This window comes from Pseudomonas sp. UBA2684, assembly GCA_002354655.1.
Classification (GTDB): Bacteria; Pseudomonadota; Gammaproteobacteria; order Pseudomonadales; family Pseudomonadaceae; genus Aquipseudomonas.
The window spans coordinates 50947-76724 of the sequence record DELY01000036.1; the positions used below are offsets into that span (position 1 = coordinate 50947).

The 25778-nt window shown below is 64.0% G+C and carries 20 protein-coding genes; 11 read left to right on the plus strand and 9 right to left on the minus strand.

Features of this window, described 5'->3' with window-relative positions; genetic code table 11:
- Window positions 1-41 precede the first annotated feature (41 nt).
- From yejK to yjeH, 3 genes are all read right to left on the minus strand, one after another.
- Complete coding sequence (gene yejK, locus B3M58_RS12060; RefSeq protein ID WP_296219408.1) at window positions 42-1049, minus strand: nucleoid-associated protein YejK; 1008 nt, start codon at window positions 1047-1049, stop codon at window positions 42-44.
- A gap of 101 nt (window positions 1050-1150) precedes the next feature.
- The gene (locus B3M58_RS12065) at window positions 1151-2494 is read right to left on the minus strand and encodes a TAXI family TRAP transporter solute-binding subunit (RefSeq protein ID WP_296219409.1); all 1344 of its coding nucleotides are present in this window, start codon (window positions 2492-2494) and stop codon (window positions 1151-1153) included.
- Window positions 2495-2592: 98 nt separating this feature from the next.
- Window positions 2593-3882: an L-methionine/branched-chain amino acid transporter gene (yjeH, locus tag B3M58_RS12070; RefSeq protein ID WP_296219412.1), complete on the minus strand. Its 1290-nt coding sequence runs from the start codon at window positions 3880-3882 to the stop codon at window positions 2593-2595.
- 128 nt (window positions 3883-4010) lie between these two features.
- Here yjeH and B3M58_RS12075 point away from each other — a divergent pair, with 128 nt between their 5' ends.
- The 5 genes from B3M58_RS12075 to B3M58_RS12095 all read left to right on the plus strand — a co-directional run bounded on the left by B3M58_RS12075 (window position 4011) and on the right by B3M58_RS12095 (window position 10924).
- Window positions 4011-4430: an Lrp/AsnC family transcriptional regulator gene (locus B3M58_RS12075; RefSeq protein WP_296219413.1), complete on the plus strand. Its 420-nt coding sequence runs from the start codon at window positions 4011-4013 to the stop codon at window positions 4428-4430.
- 8 nt (window positions 4431-4438) lie between these two features.
- Entirely contained in the window at window positions 4439-5659 is a 1221-nt protein-coding gene (sbcD, locus tag B3M58_RS12080) for an exonuclease subunit SbcD (protein WP_296219414.1), read from the plus strand.
- Window positions 5656-9081 (plus strand): AAA family ATPase, encoded by a 3426-nt coding sequence (locus B3M58_RS12085; RefSeq protein ID WP_296219415.1) that lies wholly within the window; start codon window positions 5656-5658, stop codon window positions 9079-9081. The genes sbcD and B3M58_RS12085 overlap by 4 nt, the downstream gene beginning before the upstream one ends.
- A gap of 29 nt (window positions 9082-9110) precedes the next feature.
- Complete coding sequence (locus tag B3M58_RS12090; protein WP_296219416.1) at window positions 9111-9536, plus strand: potassium channel family protein; 426 nt, start codon at window positions 9111-9113, stop codon at window positions 9534-9536.
- Window positions 9537-9637: 101 nt separating this feature from the next.
- Complete coding sequence (locus B3M58_RS12095) at window positions 9638-10924, plus strand: ABC1 kinase family protein (RefSeq protein WP_296219417.1); 1287 nt, start codon at window positions 9638-9640, stop codon at window positions 10922-10924.
- A 16-nt stretch (window positions 10925-10940) separates the two neighbouring features.
- Here B3M58_RS12095 and B3M58_RS12100 read toward each other — a convergent pair whose 3' ends face one another.
- The gene (locus B3M58_RS12100; protein ID WP_296219418.1) at window positions 10941-11735 is read right to left on the minus strand and encodes a substrate-binding periplasmic protein; all 795 of its coding nucleotides are present in this window, start codon (window positions 11733-11735) and stop codon (window positions 10941-10943) included.
- Window positions 11736-11968: 233 nt separating this feature from the next.
- Between B3M58_RS12100 and B3M58_RS12105 the strand changes: the two genes are divergently transcribed.
- From B3M58_RS12105 to B3M58_RS12130, 6 genes are all read left to right on the plus strand, one after another.
- Window positions 11969-13336 (plus strand): choice-of-anchor I domain-containing protein, encoded by a 1368-nt coding sequence (locus B3M58_RS12105; protein ID WP_296219419.1) that lies wholly within the window; start codon window positions 11969-11971, stop codon window positions 13334-13336.
- Window positions 13337-13608: 272 nt separating this feature from the next.
- Entirely contained in the window at window positions 13609-14532 is a 924-nt protein-coding gene (gene osmF / locus B3M58_RS12110) for a glycine betaine ABC transporter substrate-binding protein OsmF (RefSeq protein WP_296219420.1), read from the plus strand.
- 25 nt (window positions 14533-14557) lie between these two features.
- Window positions 14558-15721 carry an ABC transporter permease gene (locus B3M58_RS12115; RefSeq protein WP_296219421.1) on the plus strand — a complete coding sequence of 388 codons (1164 nt, stop codon included), beginning with the start codon at window positions 14558-14560 and terminating at the stop codon, window positions 15719-15721.
- Complete coding sequence (locus tag B3M58_RS12120) at window positions 15718-16665, plus strand: ABC transporter ATP-binding protein (protein WP_296219422.1); 948 nt, start codon at window positions 15718-15720, stop codon at window positions 16663-16665. Before B3M58_RS12115 ends, B3M58_RS12120 begins: the two co-directional genes overlap by 4 nt.
- Complete coding sequence (locus B3M58_RS12125; protein ID WP_296219423.1) at window positions 16662-17417, plus strand: ABC transporter permease; 756 nt, start codon at window positions 16662-16664, stop codon at window positions 17415-17417. The genes B3M58_RS12120 and B3M58_RS12125 overlap by 4 nt, the downstream gene beginning before the upstream one ends.
- A gap of 155 nt (window positions 17418-17572) precedes the next feature.
- The gene (locus B3M58_RS12130; protein WP_296219424.1) at window positions 17573-18817 is read left to right on the plus strand and encodes an SLC13 family permease; all 1245 of its coding nucleotides are present in this window, start codon (window positions 17573-17575) and stop codon (window positions 18815-18817) included.
- A gap of 126 nt (window positions 18818-18943) precedes the next feature.
- Here the strand turns inward: B3M58_RS12130 and rlmF are convergent, their stop codons facing one another.
- From rlmF to B3M58_RS12155, 5 genes are all read right to left on the minus strand, one after another.
- A complete protein-coding gene (gene rlmF / locus B3M58_RS12135) occupies window positions 18944-19930 on the minus strand; it encodes a 23S rRNA (adenine(1618)-N(6))-methyltransferase RlmF (protein WP_296219425.1) in 987 nt (328 codons plus the stop codon).
- Window positions 19931-19987: 57 nt separating this feature from the next.
- A complete protein-coding gene (locus B3M58_RS12140) occupies window positions 19988-20548 on the minus strand; it encodes a VTT domain-containing protein (RefSeq protein WP_296219426.1) in 561 nt (186 codons plus the stop codon).
- Window positions 20549-20562: 14 nt separating this feature from the next.
- On the minus strand, window positions 20563-20859 hold the full coding sequence (locus B3M58_RS12145; RefSeq protein WP_296219427.1) for a winged helix-turn-helix domain-containing protein: 297 nt from the start codon (window positions 20857-20859) through the stop codon (window positions 20563-20565).
- A gap of 56 nt (window positions 20860-20915) precedes the next feature.
- A complete protein-coding gene (gene nhaD, locus B3M58_RS12150; protein ID WP_296219428.1) occupies window positions 20916-22292 on the minus strand; it encodes a sodium:proton antiporter NhaD in 1377 nt (458 codons plus the stop codon).
- 525 nt (window positions 22293-22817) lie between these two features.
- Window positions 22818-25649: a valine--tRNA ligase gene (locus B3M58_RS12155; RefSeq protein WP_296219429.1), complete on the minus strand. Its 2832-nt coding sequence runs from the start codon at window positions 25647-25649 to the stop codon at window positions 22818-22820.
- Between the last annotated feature and the right edge of the window lie 129 nt (window positions 25650-25778).

Sequence of the window (25778 nt, forward strand, 5' to 3'; positions counted from 1 at the left end):
AGCGTTTCTCCTGACTCTAGCTCAGCCGTTGGCCAGGCCGATCAGCCCTTGCGGCGTTTCAGCTGATCGGTCAGTTGCGTTGGCAGGTTGCGAATCACCAGGGTGTCGCTGCTTTCGTCGTACTCGATCTTCGAACCGAGCAGGTGCGCCTCGAAGCTGATCGACAGGCCTTCGGCGCGCCCGGTGAAGCGCTGGAACTGGCTGAGGGTGCGTTTGTCCGCCGGAAATTCCGGGGCCATGCCGTAATCCTTGTTGCGGATATGCTCAAAGAAGGCCTTGGGCCGTTCTTCGTCGATCAGTCCGGATAGCTCGTCGAGGGTGATTGGCTCGCCTTGTTTAGCCTGGTTTGCGGCATAGCTGACCAGGGTCTTGGTCTTCTCGCGGGCCTGTTCTTCCGGCAGGTCTTCGCTTTCGACGAAGTCGCTGAAGGCCTTGAGCAGGGTGCGGGTCTCGCCCGGCCCGTCGACGCCTTCCTGGCAGCCGATAAAGTCGCGGAAGTATTCCGAGACCTTCTTGCCGTTCTTGCCCTTGATAAAGGAGATGTACTGCTTGGAGTGGGCGTTGTTGCGCCACTCGGAAATATTGATCCGCGCCGCCAGGTGCAGCTGGCCGAGGTCCAGGTGCTTGGCCGGGGTCACGTCGAGCGCGTCGTTCACCGCCACGCCTTCGCTGTGGTGCAGCAGGGCGATCGCCAGGTAGTCGGTCATGCCTTGCTGGTAGTGGGCGAACAGCACGTGGCCGCCGACCGACAGGTTGGACTCCTCCATGAGCTTTTGCAGGTGCTCGACCGCCTGGCGGCTGAAAGCGGCGAAATCCTGGCCGTCCTCAAGGTAGGTTTTCAGCCAGCCGCTGAACGGATAAGCGCCGGACTCCGCGTGAAACAAGCCCCAGGCCTTGCCCTGCTTGGCGTTGTAGCTCTCGTTGAGGTCGGCGAGCATGTTCTCGATGGCCTGCGAGGCGCCCAGTTCGGTGTCGCGGGCGTGCAGCACGGCGGGCGTGCCATCGGGTTTCTTGTCGATCAGGTGGACGATGCAGTGGCGGATCGGCATGGCGCGTTCTCTTGAAGATCGTGAGCAGTGAACAGACCGTGGCAAGCAACCGCGCGCTGTGGGCGTGGCAACGGGCTATGCGGTGGTGAATGCCGCGCAGTTTACCCGACAGTCTCGCCCGGGGTCGCCCGGCGCTTTTGTAGCGCCTGCAAACGCTCGATCACATAGCGCAAATGCACGTGCAATTCGTAGAGTTCGTTGGAGTACGACAACGGCACGTCAACCTTGGCCAGCTTGTCTTCCAGCTGTTCCAGGCGCTCGACTTCGGCATCCAGGCGCTCCGGCAGGGTGCCGGCGTCCAACTGCCGGTCGATCTCGCGCAGGTACTTGTACCAGCGGTAGATGCGCGCGCGAATGCGCCAGCGGTACAGCGGGCCGACGGCCTTGAACAGGGGAATCAACACCACCAGTAACGGGATCAGCAGAATGATGTAACGGTCGGCGAGGGAGGCGATGCGAAACGGCAGGTAACGTTGCAGCAGCGGCAAGCCGTTGCTGTAGTAGTGCTCGGCGTCGCTGGATAGCGTCAGGGTGCGCGGTTCGGCGCTGGGGTAGGCGCCGGCTTTGTCGAGCAGCGTGCCGCTCTTCATCACTTCGCGCGCCGCTTGCAGAATCAACGGCGCCAGGCCGGGGTGAAACGCCTGATTGACGATCAGCATCGCCACCGGCGACAGGGTGACGATGTCCTGCCGAGGGCTGTTCTGCGCCAAATTAAGCAGGCCTTCGCCGACCGCGACGCGAGTGAGAAACGGTAGGCGCGCTTCATAGGCCGCGGCGCGGCGGAAGGTCGCCAGCGCCAGCGCAGGGTGTGCCGCGAGTTGTTGTACCAGCGCATTTTCCGCCGGGCCGACGACGAAGGCGGCATCCAGTTCACCGGCCATCAATGCCGCCGCCGCTTTACTGCCGCCGCTGGTGTGCCAGTGCAGCGGATACTGCTCGGGATTGATCGCGTTGGCGCTGAGAATGGCCGCGGTGGCGGCGTGGGTGCCACTGCCGGCGCTGCCGACAGCGAGGCGCAAGGGCAGCAGGTCGGCGATGCGATCGAGGGTGATGCCCGTGCGATAAAACAGCCACAGCGGTTCCTGATACACCGCGCCGAGGCTTTGCAGGCGTGCGTTGTCAGCGGCGTTGAGCTGACGCTCCAGGCCGCTCTGCACCAGTGCGAGTTCGACGCTGGGGTCGTCCGCCAGCAGGCGTTCGAGGTTCTCGCGCGAGCCGGTGCTGGGCACCAGCTCCAGTCGGAAGCCCTGCTTGCTTAGCTCCTCTTGCAGCTTTTCGGCGAACACTCGGTACCCGCCGCCTTCCGGGCCGGTGGCCATGCGCGCATGCATGGGCGGCGGCGGAGCGACGAAATAGAACACTGCACCAATCAAGGCGGCCAGCACCGGGACGATCCACAGGTTGGCCAGGAGCATGATTTTCAGGTCGTTGAGCACGCGGCGCATGGGGCTTCCTTTCAGCGGGTTCGCCCCAAGCATAGAACCCGGCGGCGGGTTCGGTCACCCCAGCGTTGCCGACGTGTAGGCTGACGGCGCGCGTCCAGCTAATGATTACCAGCCTGCGGGCTAGCGGATTCGCCGAGCGGTTTGCGGGTGTGCAGCATGCGTGCGTAATCGAGCAACGCCATCACCGCCAGCAGGCCCAAGGCATAGCCGGCATCGCTGCCGAGCATTGACAGCACCGCGGCGCAGAGCAGCGTGCTGAGCCCGGCCAGCCAGCGCCAGATGCCGCGCAGCAGCACCCAACCGGCGGCCATGCTGAGCAGGTAGATCACCACGAAGTTGCCGTTGGCGTAGCGGATCAGGTCGTCCACCGTCAGGTCGAGCACGTTGGCCAGGCCGGCGCACAGGGCGCAGCTGAGGATCACCAGCAACAGCGCGCGGGCCGGTACGCCGTGCTGGTTGCGTTGGGCCAGAGCAGCCGGCAGTTTGCCTTCGTCGGCCAGGCTCCAGATCAGCCGGGCGAAGCCCTGCATATACACGTTCATCGAGGCGAAGCAGGCCAGATAGCCCACAGTGGCGGCGATCCAGCGCGCCTGGTCGCCCAGCAGCAGGTCGAGCATGCGCGGCAGCGATGCGGCATCTGTTGTCACATCGCCGTAGGCCTGAAAACTCAGCACCGCCACCGAGCAGGCCCAGTACACCAGGCCGGCCAGCAGCACGCCAAACAGCAGGGCCAGGGGGAAGTCGCGCTCGGGGTTTTTGAACTCCTCGCCCATATGGGTAAAGGCCTCGATGCCGACAAAGCACCAGAACATCACCCCCAGTGCCGCTGGCAGTAGGTGCCAGGAACCGCTGATCGCTGGCAGCAGCGGCTGGCTGCTGGCGGGCAGGTCGCCGACCCACCAGATTAGCGCAATGGTGGCGATAATCGCCACGGCGATAGCGCCCTGAATCATCCCGCTGGCCTTGGCCGGACGCTGGCCGAGCAACAGCATGGCGACGAGCGTAGCCAGCTGAATGACCAGGGCTTGGCCGCGGCTGAGATCGAACAACGCTTGCCAGAAACCGCTGGCGATATTCAGCGCCGCGGGCAAACCCACTGGTAGCACGGCGAGAAACAGCAGGGCGCTAAGGCGCTCCATCCGTGCACCGAAGGCGCGGCCGATCAGGTGCGGCGCGCCACCGGCATGGGGGAAGTGGCGGCCCAGTTGGGCGAAGGTAAAAGCCACCGGCAGCACCAGTGCGATCAGCAGCATCCAGGCCCACAGCGACGCCTCACCGGCAGCGGTGGCGGCCAGCGCCGGAATCACGAAAATCCCGGTGCCCAGCAGTGAGGTACTCAGCAGGCCAATCCCTTGCAGCAGGCCCAATTCCTGGTTCAGACGGCTCATGTTGTATGCTCTGGCGTTTCGTTCGCCATGTTAAATCGCCCACCTGTTGCAGGCTGCTGGCGAAGCGTCGGCTTTTACCGCCGATCTGGCGCTATTGCCCGTCAAACTGCCTTTTCCGAGAGCCCCGCGTGGACAAGTTCGATCAGCAGATACTCGCCCTGTTGCGCGCCGATGCGCGTTTACCCGTCAGCCAGATCGCCCGCGAGGTCAACCTGTCGCGTTCGGCGGTCAGCGAGCGGATTCGCCAGTTGGAACACGGCGGCGTGATCAGCGGCTATCACGCCCAAGTGGCGCTGCCGGGCGCTGCCGGGATCAAGGCCTATCTGGAGCTGTTCTACCAGGGCGGGCGCTGCGAGCACTATGTCGAGCTAATGCGCGTGTTTCCCGAGGTGCGCCGTTGCAGCGGCATCAGTGGCGAAACCGATATGCTGGTGGTTATCGAGGCCGCGTCGATGCAGCGCCTGAGCGAAATTCGCGGCGAAATCGAGAACTTCCCCGGTATGCAGAAAGTGAAGACCCATATGGTGGTCAAGGATTGGACCTTTTGACTCAGCCCATGCGTATCTTGCACAGCTCCGACTGGCATCTCGGTCAGCACTTTATGGGCAAGACCCGCCAAGCCGAGCATCAGGCCTTCTGCGCCTGGCTGATCGAGCAGGTGCGCGCGCAGGCGGTCGATGCCGTGCTGATTGCCGGCGATATCTTCGACACCGGCGCGCCGCCCAGTTACGCCCGCGAGCAGTACAACCGTTTTATTGTCGAACTGCGCGCCACCGGCTGCGAGCTGGTGGTGCTCGGCGGCAACCATGATTCGGTGGCCATGCTCGGCGAGAGCAAGACCCTGCTGGCGCAGCTCGGCACCCGGGTGATTCCGGGTGTCTGTGAAGACCTGGCTGAGCAGCTGCTGGTGCTGCATCGGCGCGATGGTTCGCCCGGTGCGATTCTCTGTGGCATCCCCTTTATCCGCCCGCGCGACGTCTTGCTTAGCCAGGCCGGGCAGAGCGCCCAGGACAAACAGCAGTCGCTGCAACAGGCGATCCAGCAGCACTACCAGGACCTCTATGCCCTGGCCGAAGCCAAGTGCGCGGAGCTGGGCGGTGACCTGCCGATTATCGCCACCGGCCATCTGACCACGGTCGGGGCCAGCGCCAGCGATTCGGTGCGCGAGATCTATGTCGGCAGCCTGGAGGCCTTTCCCACCAGCGCCTTTCCGCCGGCCGCCTATATCGCCCTGGGGCATATCCACCGACCGCAGAAGGTGGGCGGCCTGGAGCATATCCGCTACTGCGGCTCGCCCATTGCGCTGAGTTTCGATGAGGCCAAGCAGCAGAAGGAAGTGCTGCTGGTGGAACTGGATGGCTGCGGCTTGCGCCAGATCAGCGCGTTGCCGGTGCCGCGTTTTCAGCCGCTGTTATCGCTGCGCGGTTCGCTTAAAGAGCTGGAAGTCCTGATCAAGCAGGCGGCGGAGCAGGGCAGTGCCGAGCAGCCGGTGTGGCTGGAAGTGCTGGTCGGCACCGACGATTACCTGAGCGACCTGCAACTGCGTATCGCCGCGCTGTGCGAGGGCTTGCCGGTGGAGGTGCTGCGTATCCGCCGCGAGCGCGGCAATGCCAGCGCCAGCCTGCAAGGCCAGGCCAAGGAAACCCTGGATGAGCTGAGCGTGGACGATGTGTTCGCCCAACGCCTAAGCAGCGAAGCCCTGGATGACGCCGAGCAGACACGCCTGCTGGGGCTGTATCAACAGGTGGTCAGTGAACTGCGCGAGGGCGAGGCATGAAAATCCTGAGCCTGCGCCTGAAAAACCTCAATTCGCTGAAAGGCGAGTGGAAGATCGATTTCACCGCCGAGCCGTTCAAGGACAACGGCCTGTTCGCCATTACCGGGCCAACCGGCGCGGGCAAGACCACGCTGCTCGATGCCATCTGCCTGGCGCTGTATCACCGCACGCCGCGCATGAGTACGGTCTCGGCCAGCGCCAACGAGCTGATGACCCGGCACACCGCCGACTGCCTGGCCGAGGTCGAATTCGAGGTCAAGGGCATTGGCTACCGCGCCTTCTGGAGCCAGCGCCGCGCCCGCGACAAGGCCGATGGCGCGTTGCAGGCGCCCAAGGTCGAACTGGCCGCGGCAGACGGGCAGATCGTCACCGACAAGATCAACGAGAAGCTGCGCGAGACCGAGCGCCTCACCGGCCTGGATTTCGAGCGCTTTACCAAATCCATGCTGCTGGCCCAGGGCGGTTTCGCCGCTTTTCTCGAGGCCAACGCCAACCAGCGCGCCGAGCTGCTGGAAGAGCTGACCGGCACCGAGATCTACGGGCAGATTTCTCAGCGGGTGTTCGAGCAGACCCGCGAGGTGAAGGTCGGCCTTGACCAGCTGCGCGCCCGCGCCGAAGGGGTCGAGTTGCTCGGCGACGAACAGCGCGCCGAGTTGCAAGCGCAGGCCGAGCAACTGGCTATTGATGAAACCGCCCTGAGCACCCAGCAAACCGAGTTGCAGCGCCAGCGCCGCTGGTGCGAGGAACTGGGCAAGATCCAGGCTCAGTTGCACGCCAGCCAGCAGGCCGAGCAGGCGGCGCAGGATGATTTACAGCTGGCCCAGCCGCAGCTGGCGCAACTGGTCGCCAGCGAGCCGGCACTGCGTTTGCAACCGTTGCACCATGACTGGCAGCAGGCTCGCCAGAGCCTGACGCAGACCGAGCAAGGCCTACAACAGAATGCCGCCGAGCAGCGCCAGGTTGAGCAGGCTATTGCCGAGCACAGCTGGCAGGCCCGCGAAATCAGCGCCTTGCTGCTGGCCGATTGCCAGGCGCAACGTCAGCAACTGGCCGAGCGCCTGCAACAGTTGCAGCAACAACTGGCCGCGCAGCCGCAGCATGGCCGTCTGGGTGAGCAACTGGGCAGTTGGGGTGAGCAGTTGAAGGCACGCCAGCAATTGGCCGGGGAAATCGCCCAGCTGCAACTGAGCCAGCAGCAGTTGCAAGACAGCATCGCCACCTTGCAGGCGCAGCTCGGCCAGCAAATCGAGCAGCTCAGTGCCGAACAGAACCGCCTGCAGCAGGCGCGCGAACAGGAAGGTGCCGCGCAGCAGCAACAGCAGGCGTTGCTGGCCGGGCGCAGTGAAGCGGACTTGCGTGAGCGTTGGCAGCAGCTGCATATCCAGGGCGGTGTACTGACCCAGCTGGGCGAATTGGCCACGGCCGGGCAGCGCCTGACGGCCGAGCAAACCCAGTTGGCCAGTGCCTTGGTGGTGCAGCGCGAGCAGCATCAGGCCAAAGCTGCCGAGGTGGCGCAGCTGCGTCTGAGCTACAAGGACCTGCAACAACAGGTGCAGGCCCAGGAAAAACTGCTGGAGCAGGAGCAACGCATCCAGGCTCTCGAAGCCCATCGCGCCCAGCTGCAACCCGGTGAAGCCTGCCCGTTGTGCGGCTCCGAGTCGCACCCGGCGATCAGCGCCTACCAGGCCCTGGATGTGTCGGCGACCAGGGCGCTGCTCCACAGCAAACGCAACGAGCTGGAGGCCCTGACCGAACAAGGTCGGCAACTGGCCGGCGAGTTGGAAAAACTCGCCGCGCGCCTGGAGCAGCAACAGCAGCAGTTTGCGCGTGGTCAGCAGATCCAGGCCGAGCAGGGCCAACGCTGGCAAGCCCTCTGTGTGCAGCTGGAGCACCCGCTAGCCGATGCTGCTGCTTTGGCTGAACAGCAGGCGCAACAGAGCAGCGAGCTGCAACAGCTACAGCAGCAACTTGAGCAGTTGCAACAGCTCAATACCGCTCTTGAGCAGCGTCAGCAGGCACGGCTAAGTCTGCAGCAGCTGTGCAGCGAGCTGGAACAGCAGCAGGCGCTCAATCACCTGCAACTGCAGCAACGCCAAGAGCAGGTTGAGCAAGGCCAAGTGCGTCTGCAGCAGCTGCAGGGTGTTGCCGATAAGCGCACTGCTAGCCTGAGCCAAGCCCTGGCCGAGTTCGGCTATCAGCTGCCGGCCGACACCAGCGCCTGGCTGGCCGAACGTCAGGCCGAGTGGCAGCGCTGGCAGCACAATCAGCAGCAGAACCTGGATTTACAGCGCCAGCTAAGCGAGCTGGAGCATGCGCTACAAAGCGCCGTTCAGCAGGCTGACCTCTGGCAACAGCGCTGGGGTGGCCTGGACCTGGCCGAACAGCCAGCCTTGGCCAGGCCCGCCGATGCTCAGGCGGCCTTGCAACAGGCGCAGGTTCAACTGGAAGAGGCGCAGCGCCGTCAGCAGCAACTGGCCGGTAGCCGTCAGGCCCTGGCCAGCCGCTTGCAGGATGATCAGGCGCGGCTGCAACAGGCCGAGCAGCAGTGGGTGGCGGCTCTGGCCGCCAGCCCATTGAATTCCGAGGCCGATTATCTGGGCGCTCTGCTGGACGAGGCGCAGCGCGCCGCGTTGCAGCAATTGCGTCAGCGTCTGGACAAGGCCCTAAGCGATGCCCAGGCCCTGGCCAGTGCCGCCGCGCAGCAGTTGGCTGCTTTGCAGGCCAGCCCGGCCACCATGCTTAGCCTGGCGCAACTGGATGAACAGTTAATTGGGCTCAGCGCCCAGCTAAAAACCCTAAGCGAACGCCAGGGCGAAATCCGTGCGCAACTGCAAGGCGACGATGCGCGCAGGCTCGGTCAGCAAAGCCTGTTCGCCGGGATCCAAGCCAAGCAGGGCGAATACGACCTCTGGCAACAACTCAACAGCCTGATCGGCTCGGCGGACGGCGCCAAATATCGCAAATTCGCCCAGGGTTTGACCCTCGATCACTTGGTCTACCTGGCCAACCAGCAGTTGGAACGTTTGCACGGCCGCTACCAGTTGGCGCGCAAGAGCAGTGGCGAGCTGGAACTGGAAGTGATCGACACCTGGCAGGCCGATGCGGCGCGTGACACCAAGACCCTGTCCGGCGGCGAAAGCTTTCTGGTCAGCCTGGCCCTGGCCTTGGCGCTGTCCGATCTGGTCAGTCACAAGACCAGCATCGACTCGCTGTTCCTCGACGAAGGCTTCGGCACCCTCGATGGCGAAACCCTGGAAGTCGCCCTGGATGCCCTCGACAACCTCAACGCCAGTGGCAAGATGATCGGCGTGATCAGCCACGTCGAGGCGCTGAAAGAACGCATCCCGGTGCAGCTGAAAGTGCACAAGAGCGTGGGCATGGGCTATAGCGGCTTGGACAGGCGGTTTGCCGTGCAACCCTGACGATCAATCAACTGCTGGCGGGTGCGAATGTGTTAAGCGTAGTTATGCTCAACAGCCTGGTGGTGATCGTTGCGGTGATCATCCACTACGAATTCCTCTTCCGGCTGACCCTGCTTTTGCCAAAGATGAAGGTCAAACACCGCTTCAGGATTGTGCTCGGGGTCGGTGGGGCGTTGGTCGCGCATGCGGTTGAAGTGTGGATCTTCGCCTTTGCCTATTTCTTTATGCTCCGCACCCCCGGCTGGGGGCACTTGGCCGGGAGTGCCGACGGCAGCCTGATGGACTGCGTGTACTTTTCGTTTACCACCTTCACCACCATCGGCTTTGGGGACATCGAGCCGGTCGGCGATTTGCGCTACCTGACCGGAATCGAGGCATTGACCGGCCTGGTGCTGATCACCTGGACCGCGTCTTTTCTATTCGTCGAGATGCAGCGCTACTGGAACCCGCGCTAATCCGCCTGGCGCTACTGGGTCGTCGCCATGTGGCGTGTATTTCTTGGTCGGTGCCCCGTGCGGGCGCATGATCGGGGTTCGATTTGGCGAGCAGGGCAGTCATGGCTATTCCTCCGGTTCCCCCACCCTCCGCTTCTGCACTCGGGCGTTTTCTCAAGCTGGCCGGCACCGCTACGCGGATCACCGGCAGCGTGCTGGGACAAAGCCTGCGGCCGGGGCGCTCGGGCATTGACTGGCAGCCGGTCGGCGATTTGCTCGGCAGCGTATTGGGTGAGATGAAAGGCCCGGTGCTGAAACTCGGGCAGATGGCGTCGCAGTGGCAAGGAGTGCTACCAGCGCCACTGGCGGAGGCGCTGACGAAACTGCAAAACCGCGTGCCGGCGTTGCCGTTCAGCGCATTGCAGGGGCATTTGCAGCAAGTCTACGGCGCCGACCTGGGGCGTTACTTTCGGCATATCGAGGAGCAACCGTTCGCCGCCGCTTCGCTTGGTCAGGTGCACCGTGCGCAGGCGTTGGACGGCCGGGCGCTGGTGCTCAAGGTGCAGTACCCCGGTATCGCGCAGATCTGCGCGGCAGACTTACGCCAAGTGCGTCGCTTGTTACCGCTCGGGCGATTGTTCCGCGCGCCTGCCGCACAACTGGAGGCGGTGTATCGCGAGCTGGCCATGGTGATCGAGGCGGAGTTGGATTACCCGGCGGAGATGCGCCGTCTACAGCGCTTTCGCGAACACTTTGCCGGCTGGCCGGGGCTGCGTCTGCCGCAACCGCAGGAGGATTTGTGTCGGCCAGGCGTGCTGGTGCTGAGCGAGGAGGCGGGCTTGCCGTTTGCCGAGGTTGGTCAGGCCAGCCCCGAGGTACGTGAGCGCGTGGCGCTGACCCTGGTGCGTTGGCTGAGTGCGCAAGCCTTTGAATTAGGTTTGCTGCATGCCGACCCGCACCCAGGCAACTTCGCGTATACCGCCGACGGTGAGTTGCTGGTGTATGACTTCGGTTGCGTGCAGCCGCTGTCGCCGGCGCTGCTTGCCGCTTACGTGCAAACCTTTCGCGCCTTGCAGGCGCGCAATGGCGAGCAGCTGGAGCAGGCTTTCCAGGCGCTGGGCACGCGCCAGCCGCAATCCGCCACACCTTATGGCTTGTACCGGCAATTGCACGGGTTGCTCGGACCCTTGCTGCAACCGGGCGCGCACTGGGATTTCTCGGCGACACCGCTGCATGAACAGTTACAGGCGCTGCTGCCGGATGTGTTTGGTGCGCTTGGCAGCTTGCAGCCCGCCGCGGCGACCTTGCTGGTCAACCGTACGCTGGAAGGGCACTACTGGAACCTCAGCCGCCTGGCTGTGGCGCTGCCGATAGCCGATGTGCTGCACACGCAGATGGGCGACGCTTGAGGCGATCGTGCAACGGTCATGGCGTATTCGCCGCGGCCCCCGCCGCAATCTCGTACTTGCCCATCTGCAAATCGCGGAAATAGCGCGCGTAACGGCCACTGTCGCGGTAGTGCTGCAAGCGCCGGTTGAAGCGTTCGAGCAGTTCCTCGCTATCGGCGAACTGTTTGGGGAACAGCACGTAGCTGAGGTTATTGAGCAGCGGCTTGGGGTGATGGGTGATTTTCGCGATGTCGGCGGCGCTGAAGTTATTGCGCAGGGCGGCGTAGCCGACGTTGATCTCCTGCGGGTAGAGCACCACGCGCTCCTTGAGCAGTTTCTCGAAGTTCTGCATGTCGTTGGAAACGCGCTCCATCTGCACCTTGCCTGTGCCGAGAAAGGCATCGAACTTGGGGCCGTAGCTGTATTCCAGGCCGCCACCGAGGGTCATGCCGGTGAGGTCGTAGAGGCTGTTCCAGTCGAACGGAAAGCTTTTCAGGTGGAAGAACACGAACTGCTCGTCGAGTATCGGCGCGCTGTAGTGGAAGTCGCTCTCGCGTTCGCTTTTGTGCATCCAGATGGCGCTGGCGGCGAACTTGCCGTCGGCAGCCGAGGCATAGGCGCGCGGCCAAGGCAGGAACTGGAACGTAACGCGATAGCCTTCGTCGGCGAACAGGTCGCTGATCAGGTGGGCGACCACCCCGTTGTGCTTGAGCTCGGCGGACAAGTACGGCGGCCAGTCGCCAACGCTGATTTTCAATTCGCGCGGCTCCACGGCCTGGGTTGTCGAACACAGCAACAGAAGGCTGACTGCGAACAGTCTTTTCCAGTTCATCCGCATTCCTTGAGTGATCTTCGGGGGCCTGCGGCTTGGCGTGCGCGCACCGGTCATGGCCTTTCAGTAGTAACACCGAGCCGGCGTGATGAAAATGGCCGTGTGGTAAGCAGAGTGGCAAGTGTGTTGCGATTCGTTTTGTTGCCATTGAACCGTCATCAACCCGTCACCCGCTTTATGCAAGCTGCTGCGGTTTTGTTCATTCCCCCAGTCTTTGCATAAGGATGTTTGCCATGCTGCGTATTCCAGCCCTGTGCGCGTTGTTTGCTTTGGCCCCGTTGGCGTGTGCGCTTGAGTTGAAAGCGCTGGATGTGTATCAGAGCGGCTTTGCGGCCGGCACCGAGATCGTCAGTATCCAGGCATCGAGCCTGCGGGTAAGCGTTTCCAACAGCGCTGAGGGTCTGGTGGATATCCTCAAGCTCGACCCGCGCCAAGGCCTAAGCCGTATTGCGCGGCATGAGCTGGTGGCCGAGGGTGCTGGCGAGATCACCTCGGCAATCTTCCACCCCAGCGAAGATATGTTTGCCGTGTGCATCCGTAACAGCGATGGCCTGAAAAACGGCCGCGTGGAGTTTCGTGCGGCGGCCGACGGCAAGCTGCTGGGCTCCGTGGAAATCGGCGTGTGGCCGGACAGCCTGGCGTTTTCGCCGAGCGGCGATTTTGTCGTGGTGGCCAATGAAGGCGAAGGTTATGTGCGCGACGGCGCGGGCTTTCGCAGCGGCGAAGGCTCGATCAGCCTGATCGACCTGCGCGGCGGCGTGGCAGCGGCCAAGCACAGCCTGATCAAACTGCCGGACCTGGCTGGCGTCGAAGGCGCGACCCAGGCCGAGCATCAACGTCTGCTGGAGCGGGTGATCGACGGTGAAGAGTTGAAGATCCCGTTCGGCACCAGCCCCGAGCATATCGAACCGGAATACGTGACCTTCAGCCCGGACGGCGCGCGTGCTTACGTCAGCCTGCAGGAGAACAACGCGATTGCCGTGGTCGATGTGCGGCAAGGCAAGCTGGACAAGGTGTTTGGCGCCGGCACGGTGCGTCATGCCGCGGATATCGTGGAGGACGGCAAGTATCAGCCGAATGCCGAGCTGTTCGCCCTGCGCGAGCCGGATGCCCTGGCGGTGAGTGCCGATGGTCGCTACCTGATCAGCGCCGATGAGGGCGATACCGAGCCGAAAATCGCCAAGACCAAGGCCGGCCTGCCCAGCGGTGGTGGGCGCACGGTCAGCGTGTTCGATGCGCTCAGCGGCGAGCTGCTCGGCGATACCGGCAGCCAGCTCGACGACATGGCCGCCCAGGCCGGCGTTTACCCGGATGCGCGCAGCCCGAACAAGGGCAGCGAGCCGGAAGGCGTGCTGAGCTTCGATGCCTTCGGCAAGCGCCTGGCGGTGGCTACCCTGGAGCGCGCCGATGCGTTGGCCTTGATCGATCTGCAGCAACCGGCGCAACCCAAAGTGCTCCAGGTGATCGGTGCTGGCGAAGGCGCAGGCTCCGGCAAGCTGGCGCCGGAAGGCCTGGCGCATGTCGAGCATGAGGGCCGGCACTTCCTGGTCACCGGCTTGGAGAAGAGCGGCAACGTCGCGCTGTTCGAACTGCTCAAGTAAGCCGCAGCCCAGGTGCGTCCTATGGTGCGCCTGGGTTATTGGCTCTATGCCAATGACGCGTTGCATGAGCCAACGCGTGCACTGCCGGCCTACGGCGCGTCCGCGCCATCGCCCACGCCGCCTGGCGGGGATGCTCATCGACTGCCGTGAAGGGCCGGGACGGCGCTGCGCTGCTATGGTTCAACCCAGGGCTTGGGCGTTGTGACCATGCGGTGCGCGCATCGGGCGCGGCTGCCCCCCTTGTCTGTGGCAAACCAAACAAGGTGAGAAGCATGTCTTTAGTGAACAACACCATCGTTCGACTGCTGTCGCTGTTGGCGTTCTGTGTGGCCGTCAGCCTGCCGGCTCAGGCCGAGGACCGCGTGGTGGTGGCGTCGAAGATCGATACCGAGGGCGCGGTGCTGGGGCAATTGATCTACCAGGCCTTGCAGCGCGGCGGCGTACCGGTCGAGGATCGTATTCAGCTCGGCGGCACCAGCATTGTGCGCAAGGCGTTACTCGCCGGGGAGGTGGACATCTACCCGGAATACACCGGCAACGGCGCGTTCTTTTTCGAGCAGGCCGACAGCGCCCTGTGGAAAGACGCCGAGGCGGGGTATGCCGAGGTCAAGCGCCGCGACCTTGAGGCCAATCAACTGGTGTGGCTGCAACCGGCGAATGCCAACAACACCTGGGCGATGAGTGTGCGCGGCGACCTGGCACGTGCGCAGGGCCTGAAAACCCTGGATGACCTGGCGCAATACCTGAAGGCCGGCGGTGCGTTCAAATTTGCCGCCAGTGCCGAGTTCGTCGAATCGCCAAGCGCGTTGCCGGCCTTTCAACAGGCTTATGGCTTCACCTTGACGGCCGAGCAGTTGCTGATTCTGAGCGGCGGCAATACCGCGGCGACGCTACGCGCGGCGGCCTTGCAAACCAGCGGGGTCAACGCGGCGATGAGCTACGGCACCGATGGTGGCCTGAGTGCCCTGGATTTGCAGGTGCTGGAGGACACCCGTGGCGTGCAGCCGGTTTACCAGCCGGCGCCTGTGGTGCGGGCCGAGACCTTGCAGGCCTACCCGCAGATCGGCGAGTTGCTGGAGCCGATCTTCGCCGAACTGGACCTGCAAACCCTGCAACACCTGAATGCACAAGTGGCGGTCGAGGGCGCCGATGCGGCGCAGGTCGCCGCCGACTTTCTCGACAGCCTGGGCGATTGATGTGCGCCCTGGGTGGTGCTGAGTGATGCGTTTGCGGCCCGTCAATAGAGTGATTCCCGTGCTGGTCCTGATGGCGCTGGCGCTGCTCTGGAGCCTGGATTTCGTCAGCATTCAAGCCAATCGCATCGTCCCGGGCAGCAGTCTCGGGCTGGTGGCGGCAGTGGGGATGCGTTGGGCGCTGGGGTTGAGCGGGGTGTTGGCGCTGTGTGGCCTACTCGCCGCTTACGTGCGGCGTCCGCCATACGGCGTGCTGCTGGCGCTGTTGTGCCTGCTGCTGGCGCAGTTGCCGCTGAGCCTGGCCTGGGTTGGTGAGCAGCATATAACCGCCGAGCTGGCGCATGCTCGCGTCGGCATCGGGGCGGGCTTCTGGGGCCTGCTGTTTCTCCTGGGCCTGCTGTCGATCGAATTGCAGCAGCGCGTGCGCCTGCACCGCGCAGGCTTGCTGGGCATTGGTCTGGGGCTGCTCCTGCTGACGCTGGGTGTCGCTCACCTGGGTGGGTTGGAGCCGCTGGCGCTGATGCGCGAATACCAGTCGCGCCGTCAGCAGTTCAGCAGCGCGTTGTACAGCCACCTGGGCCTGGTGGCCGCGGCGGTGGGCGTCAGCCTGCTGCTGGGCGCAGGGCTGGCGCTGCTGATCAACCGTTTCCCCGCGATACAACGCAGCTGCATGGGGTTGTTGAGCGTTATCCAGACGATTCCCAGCCTGGCGCTGTTCGGCCTGCTGATCGCCCCCTTGAGTTACCTCTCCGCGCAGTTTCCGCTGTTGCAGCAGTTCGGCGTACGCGGGATTGGCTGGGCGCCGGCGCTGCTGGCGTTGATCGCCTACAGCCTGCTGCCGATCGTGCGCAATATCGGTGTGGCCTTGCAGGCGGTCGAGCCCAGCGTGATCGACGCGGCGCACGGCATGGGCATGAGCCCGCGCCAGGTGTTTTTCCAGGTGCGCCTGCCCCTGGCCCTGCCGGTGATCATCGAAGGGGTGAGAGTCACCACGCTCCAGGCGATTGGCTTGACCGCGGTGGCGGCGTTGATCGGCGCGGGCGGTTTTGGCACCTTCATCTTTCAGGGGTTGGGCCAGGCGGCGATGGACCTGATCGTTCTCGGCGCCTTGCCGATCCTGCTCATGGCCCTGCTGGCGGACAGCCTGTTCAGCCTGCTGGCCGCACATTATCGGGGTGTTCCCGCGCCATGATCGAGTTGCTCAACGTCAGTAAATCCTTTGGTCCGAGCGTGGCGGTCGATGACATCAGCCTGACGGTCAAGGCCGCTGAGTTGTGCGTGCTGGTGGGCACCTCGGGCTGCGGTAAATCCACCACCTTGCGCATGATCAACCGCTTGATCGCACACACCGCCGGGCAGATCCGCATCGACGGCCAGGCCATCGACCAGCTCGATCCGCACACCCTACGCCGGCGCATCGGTTATGCGATCCAGAGCATTGGCCTGTTTCCGCACTGGACGGTGGCGCGCAACATCGCCGTGGTGCCGCGTTTGCTGGGTTGGCCGGCACCGCGCATTGCCCAGCGGGTAGACGAGCTGTTGCACTTGCTCGACCTGCCGGCCGCCGAGTTCGCCGGCAAGTACCCCAACCAGTTGTCGGGCGGGCAGGCCCAGCGCGTCGGCGTGGCGCGCGCCCTGGCGGGCGACCCGGAGATTCTGTTGATGGACGAGCCGTTCGGCGCGCTCGACCCGATCACCCGCGATAGCCTGCAAAACGAGCTGTTGCGTATTCAGGCGCAGTTGCGCAAGACCATCGTCTTCGTCACCCATGACATGGACGAAGCCCTGAAGCTGGCCAACCGCATCGTGGTGATGGAGAAAGGCCGCATCGTCCAGCAGGACACGCCGCAGGCACTGCTGGCCAGGCCGGCCACGGCGTTTGTCGAGAACCTGCTTGGCGGCCAGGAGCGGGGCTTGAAACAGGCCGGTTTGCAGCGTGTTGCCGCGTTGATGCAGCCCCTAAACGCGCCGGGCCTGCGGGTTGTCGGCCCGGCGCTGAAAACTGCCGACAGCCTGCGTCAGGCGCTGTCGCTGATGCTCTGGCAGCGTTGCACGAGCCTGCCGGTGGTGGATGAGCAAGGCGTGCAGGTCGGCGTGCTGCATGTCGACAGCCTGCTGCGTGGCGCGCCGCAATGACCGCCAGCCACTGGCAAGGCTGGCGCTGGCCGTTGCTGTGGTTGGGCTTGCTGTTGGCCGCAACCTTTGGCTTACCACAGTTGGAAGCGGGTTTTCGGGCGATCGAGCCCGGCGCCCGCGCGGTGATCTACAGCCAGGCCTCGTTTAGCGGTTTGCTGGTCAAGCATCTGCTGTTGGTCGCAGCGGCCGCCTGCGCCGCTGTGGCGCTCGGCGTGGGCACGGCGATCATGGTGTCGCGGCCGTGGGGGCGGGACTTCCTGCCGCTGGCCAGCCAGGTTGCGTCCATCGGTCAGACCTTTCCGCCGGTGGCGGTGCTGGCGCTGGCGGTGCCGGCACTGGGTTTCGGCGTGCTGCCGACGTTGTTCGCCCTGGTGCTGTATGGCGTGCTGCCGATCCTGCGCAACAGCCTGGCGGGCCTGCATGGCATCGCCCCGGCGGTGCTGGAGGCGGCGCGCGGCATGGGCATGTCGCCGTGGCAGGTGCTTTGGCAGGTGGAGTTGCCCTTGGCCTCGGCGGTGATCGTCGCGGGTAGTCGCACCTCGGTGACCATCAATATCGCCACGGCCGCGATTGGTTCGACGATTGGCGCCAGCACCCTGGGCGACCCGATCATTTCCGGGCTGGTCAACGGCAATAGCGCCTATGTGGTGCAGGGCGCGCTGTTGATCGGCTTGTTGGCGCTGACGGTCGACAGCCTGTTCGAACGCGTGCAGAACCGGCTGCCTGGTCCGGCGGCCGTTGCATTGGGCTGATGGCTGCCTGCGGCGGTGCAGCCACGCGCCGAGTTGCCGGGTTACGCGCCTGTCGGCTTTCTCTCCACTGCGCGCGCCGCTAGAGTGCAGCGGCGCCATGGCTGGCCGCTGTCGGCGGGCGCACTTATTGAATCGTGCGAATTATCGAGGACTGAATGGCCATTACCTCTTGGCTGGTGCTGGGGCTGTTTGTATTGACCTACCTGGGGATGGCCGCCGGAGGCATCAAAGGGCTGCGCGTCGACCGCAGTTGGATTGCGGCGACGGCAGCGGTGTTGCTGCTGGTCAGCGGGGCGCTGGCGCCGAGCGAGGCGGCCAGCCACCTGGATGCCGGCGCGTTGCTGCTGCTGTTGGCGTTGATGCTGATTTCCGCACAGTTCGACTTTTCCGGCGTGTATGCCTGGCTCAACGCCCAACTCAGCCACTATGCCCAGCGTCCGGCGTTGCTGCTGGCCGGCGTGGTGCTGCTCGGCGGCGTGCTCTCGGCGGTGCTGGTCAACGATATCGTGGCTTTCGCCCTGACGCCCTTGCTCTGCCATAGTCTGCTGGCGCGTGGCCTCGATCCACGGCCGTTTCTGATTGCCTTGGCCTTGTCGTGCAACGCCGGCTCGGCGGCCAGCCTGATCGGCAACCCGCAGAACATCCTGATCGGCCAGGCCGGCGGCCTGGATTTCTGGGCGTTTACCTTTATCGCCGGGCCACCGGCGCTGGCTGCCCTGGCGATTACCTACGCCTGCATCTGGTGGCAATGGCGCGCGCGTTGGGGCGTGCCCAAGGTGCTGGTCGAGGTGCAGACGCCGGTCGAGCGGATCTATGGCGCACGCAGCTACCTCAAACCGTTACTCGCCAGCCTGGTGCTGCTCGGGCTGTTTTCCACCAGCCTGCCGCGTGAGCTGTCGGCGTTGCTGATCGCCGCTCTGGTGATGATCTCGCGGCGAGTGGACAGCCGCGACTACGTGCACAAGGTCGACTGGAACCTGTTGTTGCTGTTCGCCGGGTTGTTCGTGGTCACCGGCGCGGCGCTGGCGTTGCCGGAAGTGGCTGGCGTGGCGGCGTACCTGACCGAACAGGGGCTGTTGCCGCAGGGCGTGTGGTCGCTGGCGGCAGCGTCGTTACTGGCCAGCAACCTGATCGGTAATGTGCCGTTCGTGGTGTTGCTGCTGGGCTTTATGCCAAACGCCTCGGAGGCGGTGCTGGTCGGTCTGGCGGTGATGTCGACGCTGGCCGGCAACCTGCTGCTGATCGGCAGCGTGGTCAACCTGATCGTGGCGGAAAGCGCGCGGCGCCAGGGCGTCGCGCTGAGCTTCGTCGACTTCGCCCGTAGCGGCTTCCCGGTGACCCTGCTGAGCATGAGCGCCGCCGGGTTGTGGCTGGGCCTGGGTGGCTGGTTGCCCTGGTAACGCGCGGCTGATCGTAGGATGGGTTAGCCGCGAATAGCGCCTGAGTCGTGCTCTTATTGGGCGCGGCGTAACCCATGATGGCGGCGGAGTCATATGGGTATCGCTGCGCTCAACCCATCCTACGGCCTATTTCCAGCGTTCTTTGCGCCAGTTTTGCTGCTGCTCGGGCGTGAGGAAGGTCCAGGCGACGAAACGGCTCTGCTTCTGGCCCTGGGCCATGTCCACGGTGCGGACCTCGACCGCGCCGGCCTGTTTCAAGGCGCTGTACACGCCAGGCAGGTTGCTCGCCTTGGAGATCAGCGTGCTGAACCAGAGCACCTGCTGCGCGTGCTGCACGCTCTCTTTGATCAGGCGGCCGACGAATGCCGCTTCGCCGCCCTGGCACCACAATTCGGCCGCCTGGCCGCCAAAGTTCAGCACCGGTAATTTGCGTTTCGGGTCGAGCTTGCCGAGGTTGCGCCATTTGCGTTTGCTGCCGCTGCTGGCTTCCTCGGCGCTGGCATGGAAGGGCGGGTTGCACAGGCTCAGGTCGAAGCGTTCGTCGGCGCCCAGCAGGCCATGAAGAATGTGCTTGGCATCCGCTTGCTGGCGCAACTCGATGGCCGTAGCGAGGCCCGGGTTGGCCTGCACGATGGCGTTGGCCGACGCGATGGCGCTGGCGGCGATGTCCGAGCCGAGAAAGCGCCAGGCATATTCACAGTGGCCCAGCAGCGGGTAGATGCAGTTGGCGCCGACGCCGATATCCAGGGCGCGGACCTGGGCGCCCCGCGGAATTTTGCCGCCATTGCTGCTGGCCAACAGGTCGGCCAGGTAATGCAGGTAGTCGGCGCGGCCGGGAATCGGCGGGCACAGGTAATCGGCCGGAATGTCCCACTGGGCGATGCCATAGTGCTGTTTGAGCAGCGCACGGTTGAACACTTTGACCGCCGCCGGGTTGGCGAAGTCGATGCTTTCCTTGCCATACGGATTGATGATCACGAACGCCGCCAGCTCCGGGCTGCTGCTGATCAGCGCGGGAAAGTCATAACGGCCCTGGTGACGGTTGCGCGGGTGCAACTGGCCTTTGGCGGCATCGGGCTTGGGCGCAGCGGGGCGTGACGGTGGGCGAGGCATGGCAATCCGTTCGGGCGGCAAGGGGCCGGGGCATTATTCACACCCGGACGTTTCTGGCTAGTTGATATTCAACAGCATGGCCAGGTAATCGAAAAACAGGCAGTACAGCGCGATGGGCAGCGGCAGGCCGAGCAGGGTGCCGAGCAGGTAGGTGCGCAAGCGCACGCCGGACAGGGCCAGGGCGTAGTTCAGCGCCGGCACAGTTTGGAACAGCATGCGCAGGGCGATGATGCTGGCCAGCGGGCGGCGATCGAGCCCGGCCAGCAGGCGCTGGGCCAGGCGGTTGTCCAGCTCGCGCAAGGCATTGCCGCCGAGGGCGCGGATGGCGACAAAGGTGAAGGCGCAGGAGATGCACGCCGCCAGGTAAGTGGCGAGGCCGCCGTACACCCGCCCCAGTGCCAGCACGGCGGCGGCGAGAAATACCCAACCGGGGATCTGGATCAGGTTGCCCAGGGCGAACAGCAGGATGAACAGCAGCAGGCCGGCCACCGGGTGCATGAGGATCAGCGTTTGCAGGGCGTCGAGATTGAACTGCGCACGGATGCCCAGTGCCTCGAATACCAGGAACAGGCCGAGCAGGAACAGGATCACCAGTAACAGGCGGTGTGAGCTGCGCATGGCCGACTTCTCGCTCAGGGATAGCCCAGGGTGGCTTTGATCTGCTGCAGGTTAGCGGCGATCCAGCGTTTGTCGATGGCGCCCCAGTCGCGGATGGCATAGTGCCCGGCGTTGTTGCGTTCGCCGGTTTGTTGCACGAATACGCAGTCGATATCCAGGTCGGCCAAGGCGCTCAGGGTGTCCTGGGCGGTGCGCCGTGGCATGCCGGTGGCCGCCATCAGCGCCGGCACGCTGGCGGCGGCGCCGCTGTCGATCAGCCAGGCCACGTACAGGCGACGGTAGAAGCTGGTGCGGGTTTTACTCACGTCCATGGGGCCATGCTCCTGGCTTGATGCCGTGCGCCACTGGCGCACGATCTGATTGAGGGTCAGCTCAGTGTGGCCATCGCAATATAGGTTGCCGCACCGGAGATATAACCCAGGAACGCCAGCAGGCTGATCTTTTTCAGGTACCAGATGAAGTTGATCTTCTCCATACCCATCGCCGCTACGCCGGCAGCCGAGCCAATGATCAGGCAACTGCCGCCGGTGCCGGCGCAGTAGGCGAGCATTTCCCAGAAGGTGCCGTCGACCAGGAAATTGCCCAGCCAGGCGCTTTCGCTGCCCGCGGCGGCCACTGCATCGGGGGTGAGCAGCGGGTACATCTTCATGGCGCCGGCCACCAGTGGCACGTTATCCACCACTGACGACAGCAACCCGATCGCGATATTGATGGCGTAGACGTTGCCCAGGCTTTCCTTCAGGTAGTTCGCCACCTGGGTCAGGTGGCCGGCGGTGGCCAGGCTGGAAACGGCGAGCAGAATGCCGAGGAAGAACAGCACGCTGGTGGTGTCGATCCGGCGCAATACACCGATGACCGACAGTGGATGCTTGTCCTCGTCGTTTTTGCCGCGGTGGATCACCTCGGTCACCACCCAAAGCAGGCCGAGGCCGAAAAGGATGCCCATGTAAGGAGGCAAGTGGGTAACGGTCTTGAATATTGGCACGAACAGCAGTGAGCCAATCCCTAGACCAAACACCAGGTTGCGTTCGAACGGGGTGGTCGGGTCGCGATGACTTTCGGCCGGTTCGCTGTCGTGCGGGCGGGTCACTTCGCCCTTGAGGGTAACGCTGAGCGCCAGCAGCGGCACCAGCAGGCAGACCAGACTGGGCAGGAACAGACTGGCGACAATACCGCTGGCGCTGATCTGGTTGCCGATCCACAACATGGTGGTGGTCACGTCGCCGATCGGCGACCAGGCGCCGCCGGCGTTGGCGGCGATAACCACGATGCCGGCGAAGAACCAGCGTTCGTGCTGGTCGCCGATCAGCTTGCGCAGCAGCGAAACCATGACGATGGTGGTGGTCAGGTTATCCAGCGCCGCAGAAAGGAAAAAGGTGATAAACCCCACCAGCCAGAGTAGGTACACGCGCTTGCTGGTGCGAATTCGGTCGGTGATGACCTTGAAGCCCTCGTGGGCGTCGATTAGTTCGACGATGGTCATGGCGCCCATCAGGAAGAACAGGATTTCCGAGATTTCGCCCAGGTGATGGCGCAGCTCTTCGACCACGAAATGCGTGTTGTCGCTGCCGTCGGGCACGGCCGCTCCGATCAACGGGAAGATGCTGTCAGCGCCCAGCACCAGGGCCGTCCAGGCGAATACTGCGGTCAGCAGCGCCGATGCGGCTTTGTCGATCTTCAGCGGATGCTCTAAGGCGATGCACAGGTAACCAAGGACGAAAATCAACGCCATCAACGCATACATGATCAGAATTCCGATTTCAGGGCTTTTTTAGGGGTGTACTTTTTATTGGTAAAAAAGTGCCGGAGGCTCTTGATGCGCCGGAGAAGATGCCTGAATTGCGGCGTAATTGGGAGGGTATTTGTGCGCGGATAGGCTTTGCGGCGCAGTGAATCGGCGCTTTCTGAGCAAACGGTTAGGTTTGCTGTGCAGCGTTTGCTGTAGGTAAAACGTGCCAGCGCCTTGAGCGGGGCAAGCGCTAGGGCGGTGATGTGAAGGTTTTTTGTGGCGGCGCGCTGCTCATGTCCCCGCTGTGTGCTGCGAAGGCGATAAGCCGTAGATTGGGGCGGGGCGTGTAGCCTGAGGCGCAACGCGACGAAGCCCCGCGGCGATGGCTCGGACGCCCCGATGTGTGCCTTGTTGGGCCTCGCACCGCTCAGCCCAATCTACAATTCGGGCCAGGGTTTGCGTGCCATGCATAACGGATACAGCGCCAAAGAAAAGGCCCGCACCGGTGAGGGTTGCGGGCCTTTGCATGCCGCGAGGGGATCAGAGTGCGGCGATCTTGCCGCGCTGCTCGATCATTTTGGCCAGCGCCTGTTCGGCTTCAGCCAGCTTGGCGCGCTCTTTATCGAGCACCTCGGCTGGGGCCTTGGCGACGAAGCCTTCGTTGGCGAGCTTGCCGCCGACGCGCTGCACTTCACCGGAGAGGCGCTGGATTTCCTTGTCCAGGCGCGCCAGTTCGGCGTCCTTGTCGATCAGCCCGGCCATCGGCACCAGTACCTGCATGTCGCCGACCAGGGCGGTGGCGGACATCGGCGCTTCTTCACTGCTAGCCAGCACACGGACCGATTCCAGCTTGGCCAGCTTGCTGAGCAGCGGCTCGAAGTCGGCCAGGCGGCGCAGGTCTTCGGTACCCGCGTTCTGCACGATGATGTCGATGCGCTTGGCCATGGAGATTTTCATCTCGCCACGGATCTGGCGTACGCCGAGCATCAGCTGCTTGACCCACTCGATATCGCCTTCGGCGGCGGCGTCGATGCGGCTCTCGTTCGCCACCGGCCAGGCCTGCAGCATGATGGTGTCGCCACTGACGCCAGCTTGAGTGTTGATCCGCTGCCAGATTTCTTCGGTGATAAACGGCATAAACGGATGGGCCAGACGCAGGATCACTTCCAGTACGCGAATCAGCGTACGGCGGGTGCCGCGCTGGCGCTCGGCCGGGGCGTTTTCGTCCCACAGCACGGGCTTGACCAGTTCCAGATACCAGGCGCAGTACTCGTCCCAGATAAATTCGTAGAGCGCCTGCGCCGCCAGGTCGAAGCGGAAGGCGTCGAGCTGGCGGGTTACTTCGGCTTCGGTGCGCTGCAGGGCGGAGATGATCCAGCGGTCCACCGAGGACAGTTCGACCGGCTCGCCATTCACACCGGTGTCCTGGCCATCGGTGTTTTCCAGCACGAAATTGGCAGCGTTCCACAGCTTGTTGCAGAAGTTGCGGTAACCCTCGACGCGGCCCATGTCGAACTTGATGTCGCGACCGGTGGAAGCCAGCGCCAGGTTGGTGAAGCGCAGGGCGTCGGTGCCGTAGGCGGCGATCCCCTCGGGGAACTCGGCGCGGGTCTGCTTGGCGATCTTCTCGGCCAGCTTGGGTTGCATCATGCCGCTGGTGCGTTTCTCCAGCAGCTCATTGAGGGTGATGCCGTCAACGATGTCCAGCGGGTCGAGCACGTTGCCCTTGGACTTGGACATCTTCTGGCCCTGGCCGTCGCGCACCAGGCCGTGCACGTACACGGTCTTGAACGGAATCTGCCCGGTCAGGTGGGTCGACAGCATGATCATCCGGGCGACCCAGAAGAAGATGATATCGAAGCCCGTTACAAGAACATCCGTGGGGTGGAAGGTCTTGAGGAAATCGGTCTGCTGCGGCCAGCCGAGGGTGGAGAAGGTCCACAGGCCGGAGCTGAACCAGGTGTCGAGCACGTCTTCGTCCTGGCGCAGGTTGGCATCGCCGAGGTTGTGCGTGGCGCGTACTTCCGCCTCGTCACGGCCCACAAAGACGTTGCCGGCATCGTCGTACCAGGCCGGGATGCGGTGGCCCCACCAGAGCTGACGGCTGATGCACCAGTCCTGGATGTCGCGCATCCAGCTGAAGTACATGTTCTCGTACTGCTTGGGCACGAACTGGATCTCGCCGCTCTCGACCACGGCGATGGCTTTTTCGGCCAGCGGCTTGGTGGAGACGTACCACTGGTCGGTCAGCCACGGCTCGATCACCGTGCCGGAACGGTCGCCCTTCGGCACTTTCAACGCGTGGTCGTCGACACTGACCAACAGGCCGGCGGCGTCGAAGGCCGCGACGATCTGCTTGCGCGCGACGAAGCGGTCGAGGCCGGCGTATTCGGCCGGCAGGCTGCCGTCGAAGGTGGCGTTGACGCTGCCGTCGATATTGAACACCTGAGCGGTGGCCAGTACGGCGGCGTTCTTGTCGAAGATGTTGATCAGCGGCAGGTTGTGGCGCTTGCCAACTTCATAGTCGTTGAAATCGTGGGCCGGGGTGATCTTCACGCAGCCGGTGCCGAATTCGGGGTCGCAGTAGTCGTCGGCAATGATCGGGATACGCCGGCCGAGCAGCGGCAGGTCGATAAAGGTGCCGATCAGGGCTTTATAGCGCTCGTCTTCCGGGTGCACGGCCACGGCGCTGTCGCCGAGCATGGTTTCCGGGCGGGTGGTGGCGACGATCAGATGGTCCTTGCCGTCGGCGGTTTTATTGCCGTCGGCCAGCGGGTAGCGCAGGTTCCACAGGTGGCCTTTCTCGTCGTGGTTTTCCACTTCGAGGTCGGAGATGGCGGTGTGGAACTTGGTGTCCCAGTTGACCAGACGCTTGCCGCGGTAGATCAGACCGTCGTTGTGCAGGCGCACGAAGGCTTCTTTAACAGCTTCCGAGAGGCCTTCGTCCATGGTGAAGCGCTCGCGCGACCAGTCCACCGAGGAGCCCAGGCGACGAATCTGCCGGGTGATGGTGCCGCCGGACTGTTCCTTCCACTCCCAAACCTTCTCCAGGAACTTCTCGCGGCCCAGGTCGTGACGGCCAATGCCGTCGGCGGCCAGCTGACGCTCGACCACCATCTGCGTGGCGATGCCCGCGTGGTCGGTACCCGGCTGCCACAGGGTGTTGCGGCCCTGCATGCGGCGGAAGCGGATCAGGCAATCCATGATCGAGTTGTTGAAACCGTGGCCCATGTGCAGGCTGCCGGTGACGTTCGGCGGCGGGATCATGATGGTGTAGGGCTCGCCGGAACCTTGCGGGGCGAAATAGTTGTTCGCCTCCCAGTTCTGGTACAGGGCGGTTTCAATGGCGTTCGGCTGGTAGGTCTTGTCCATGCGCGGCGGGACCCTTATGACGGCTAGGCGGAAAAGCCGGCAAGTATAGCGGGGAAGGTGCGCGGGGCGTAAGGCTGAGCGTGGTGCGGCTGACTGGTGGAGCTGATGGGGCGGACATAGCAAAGCCTT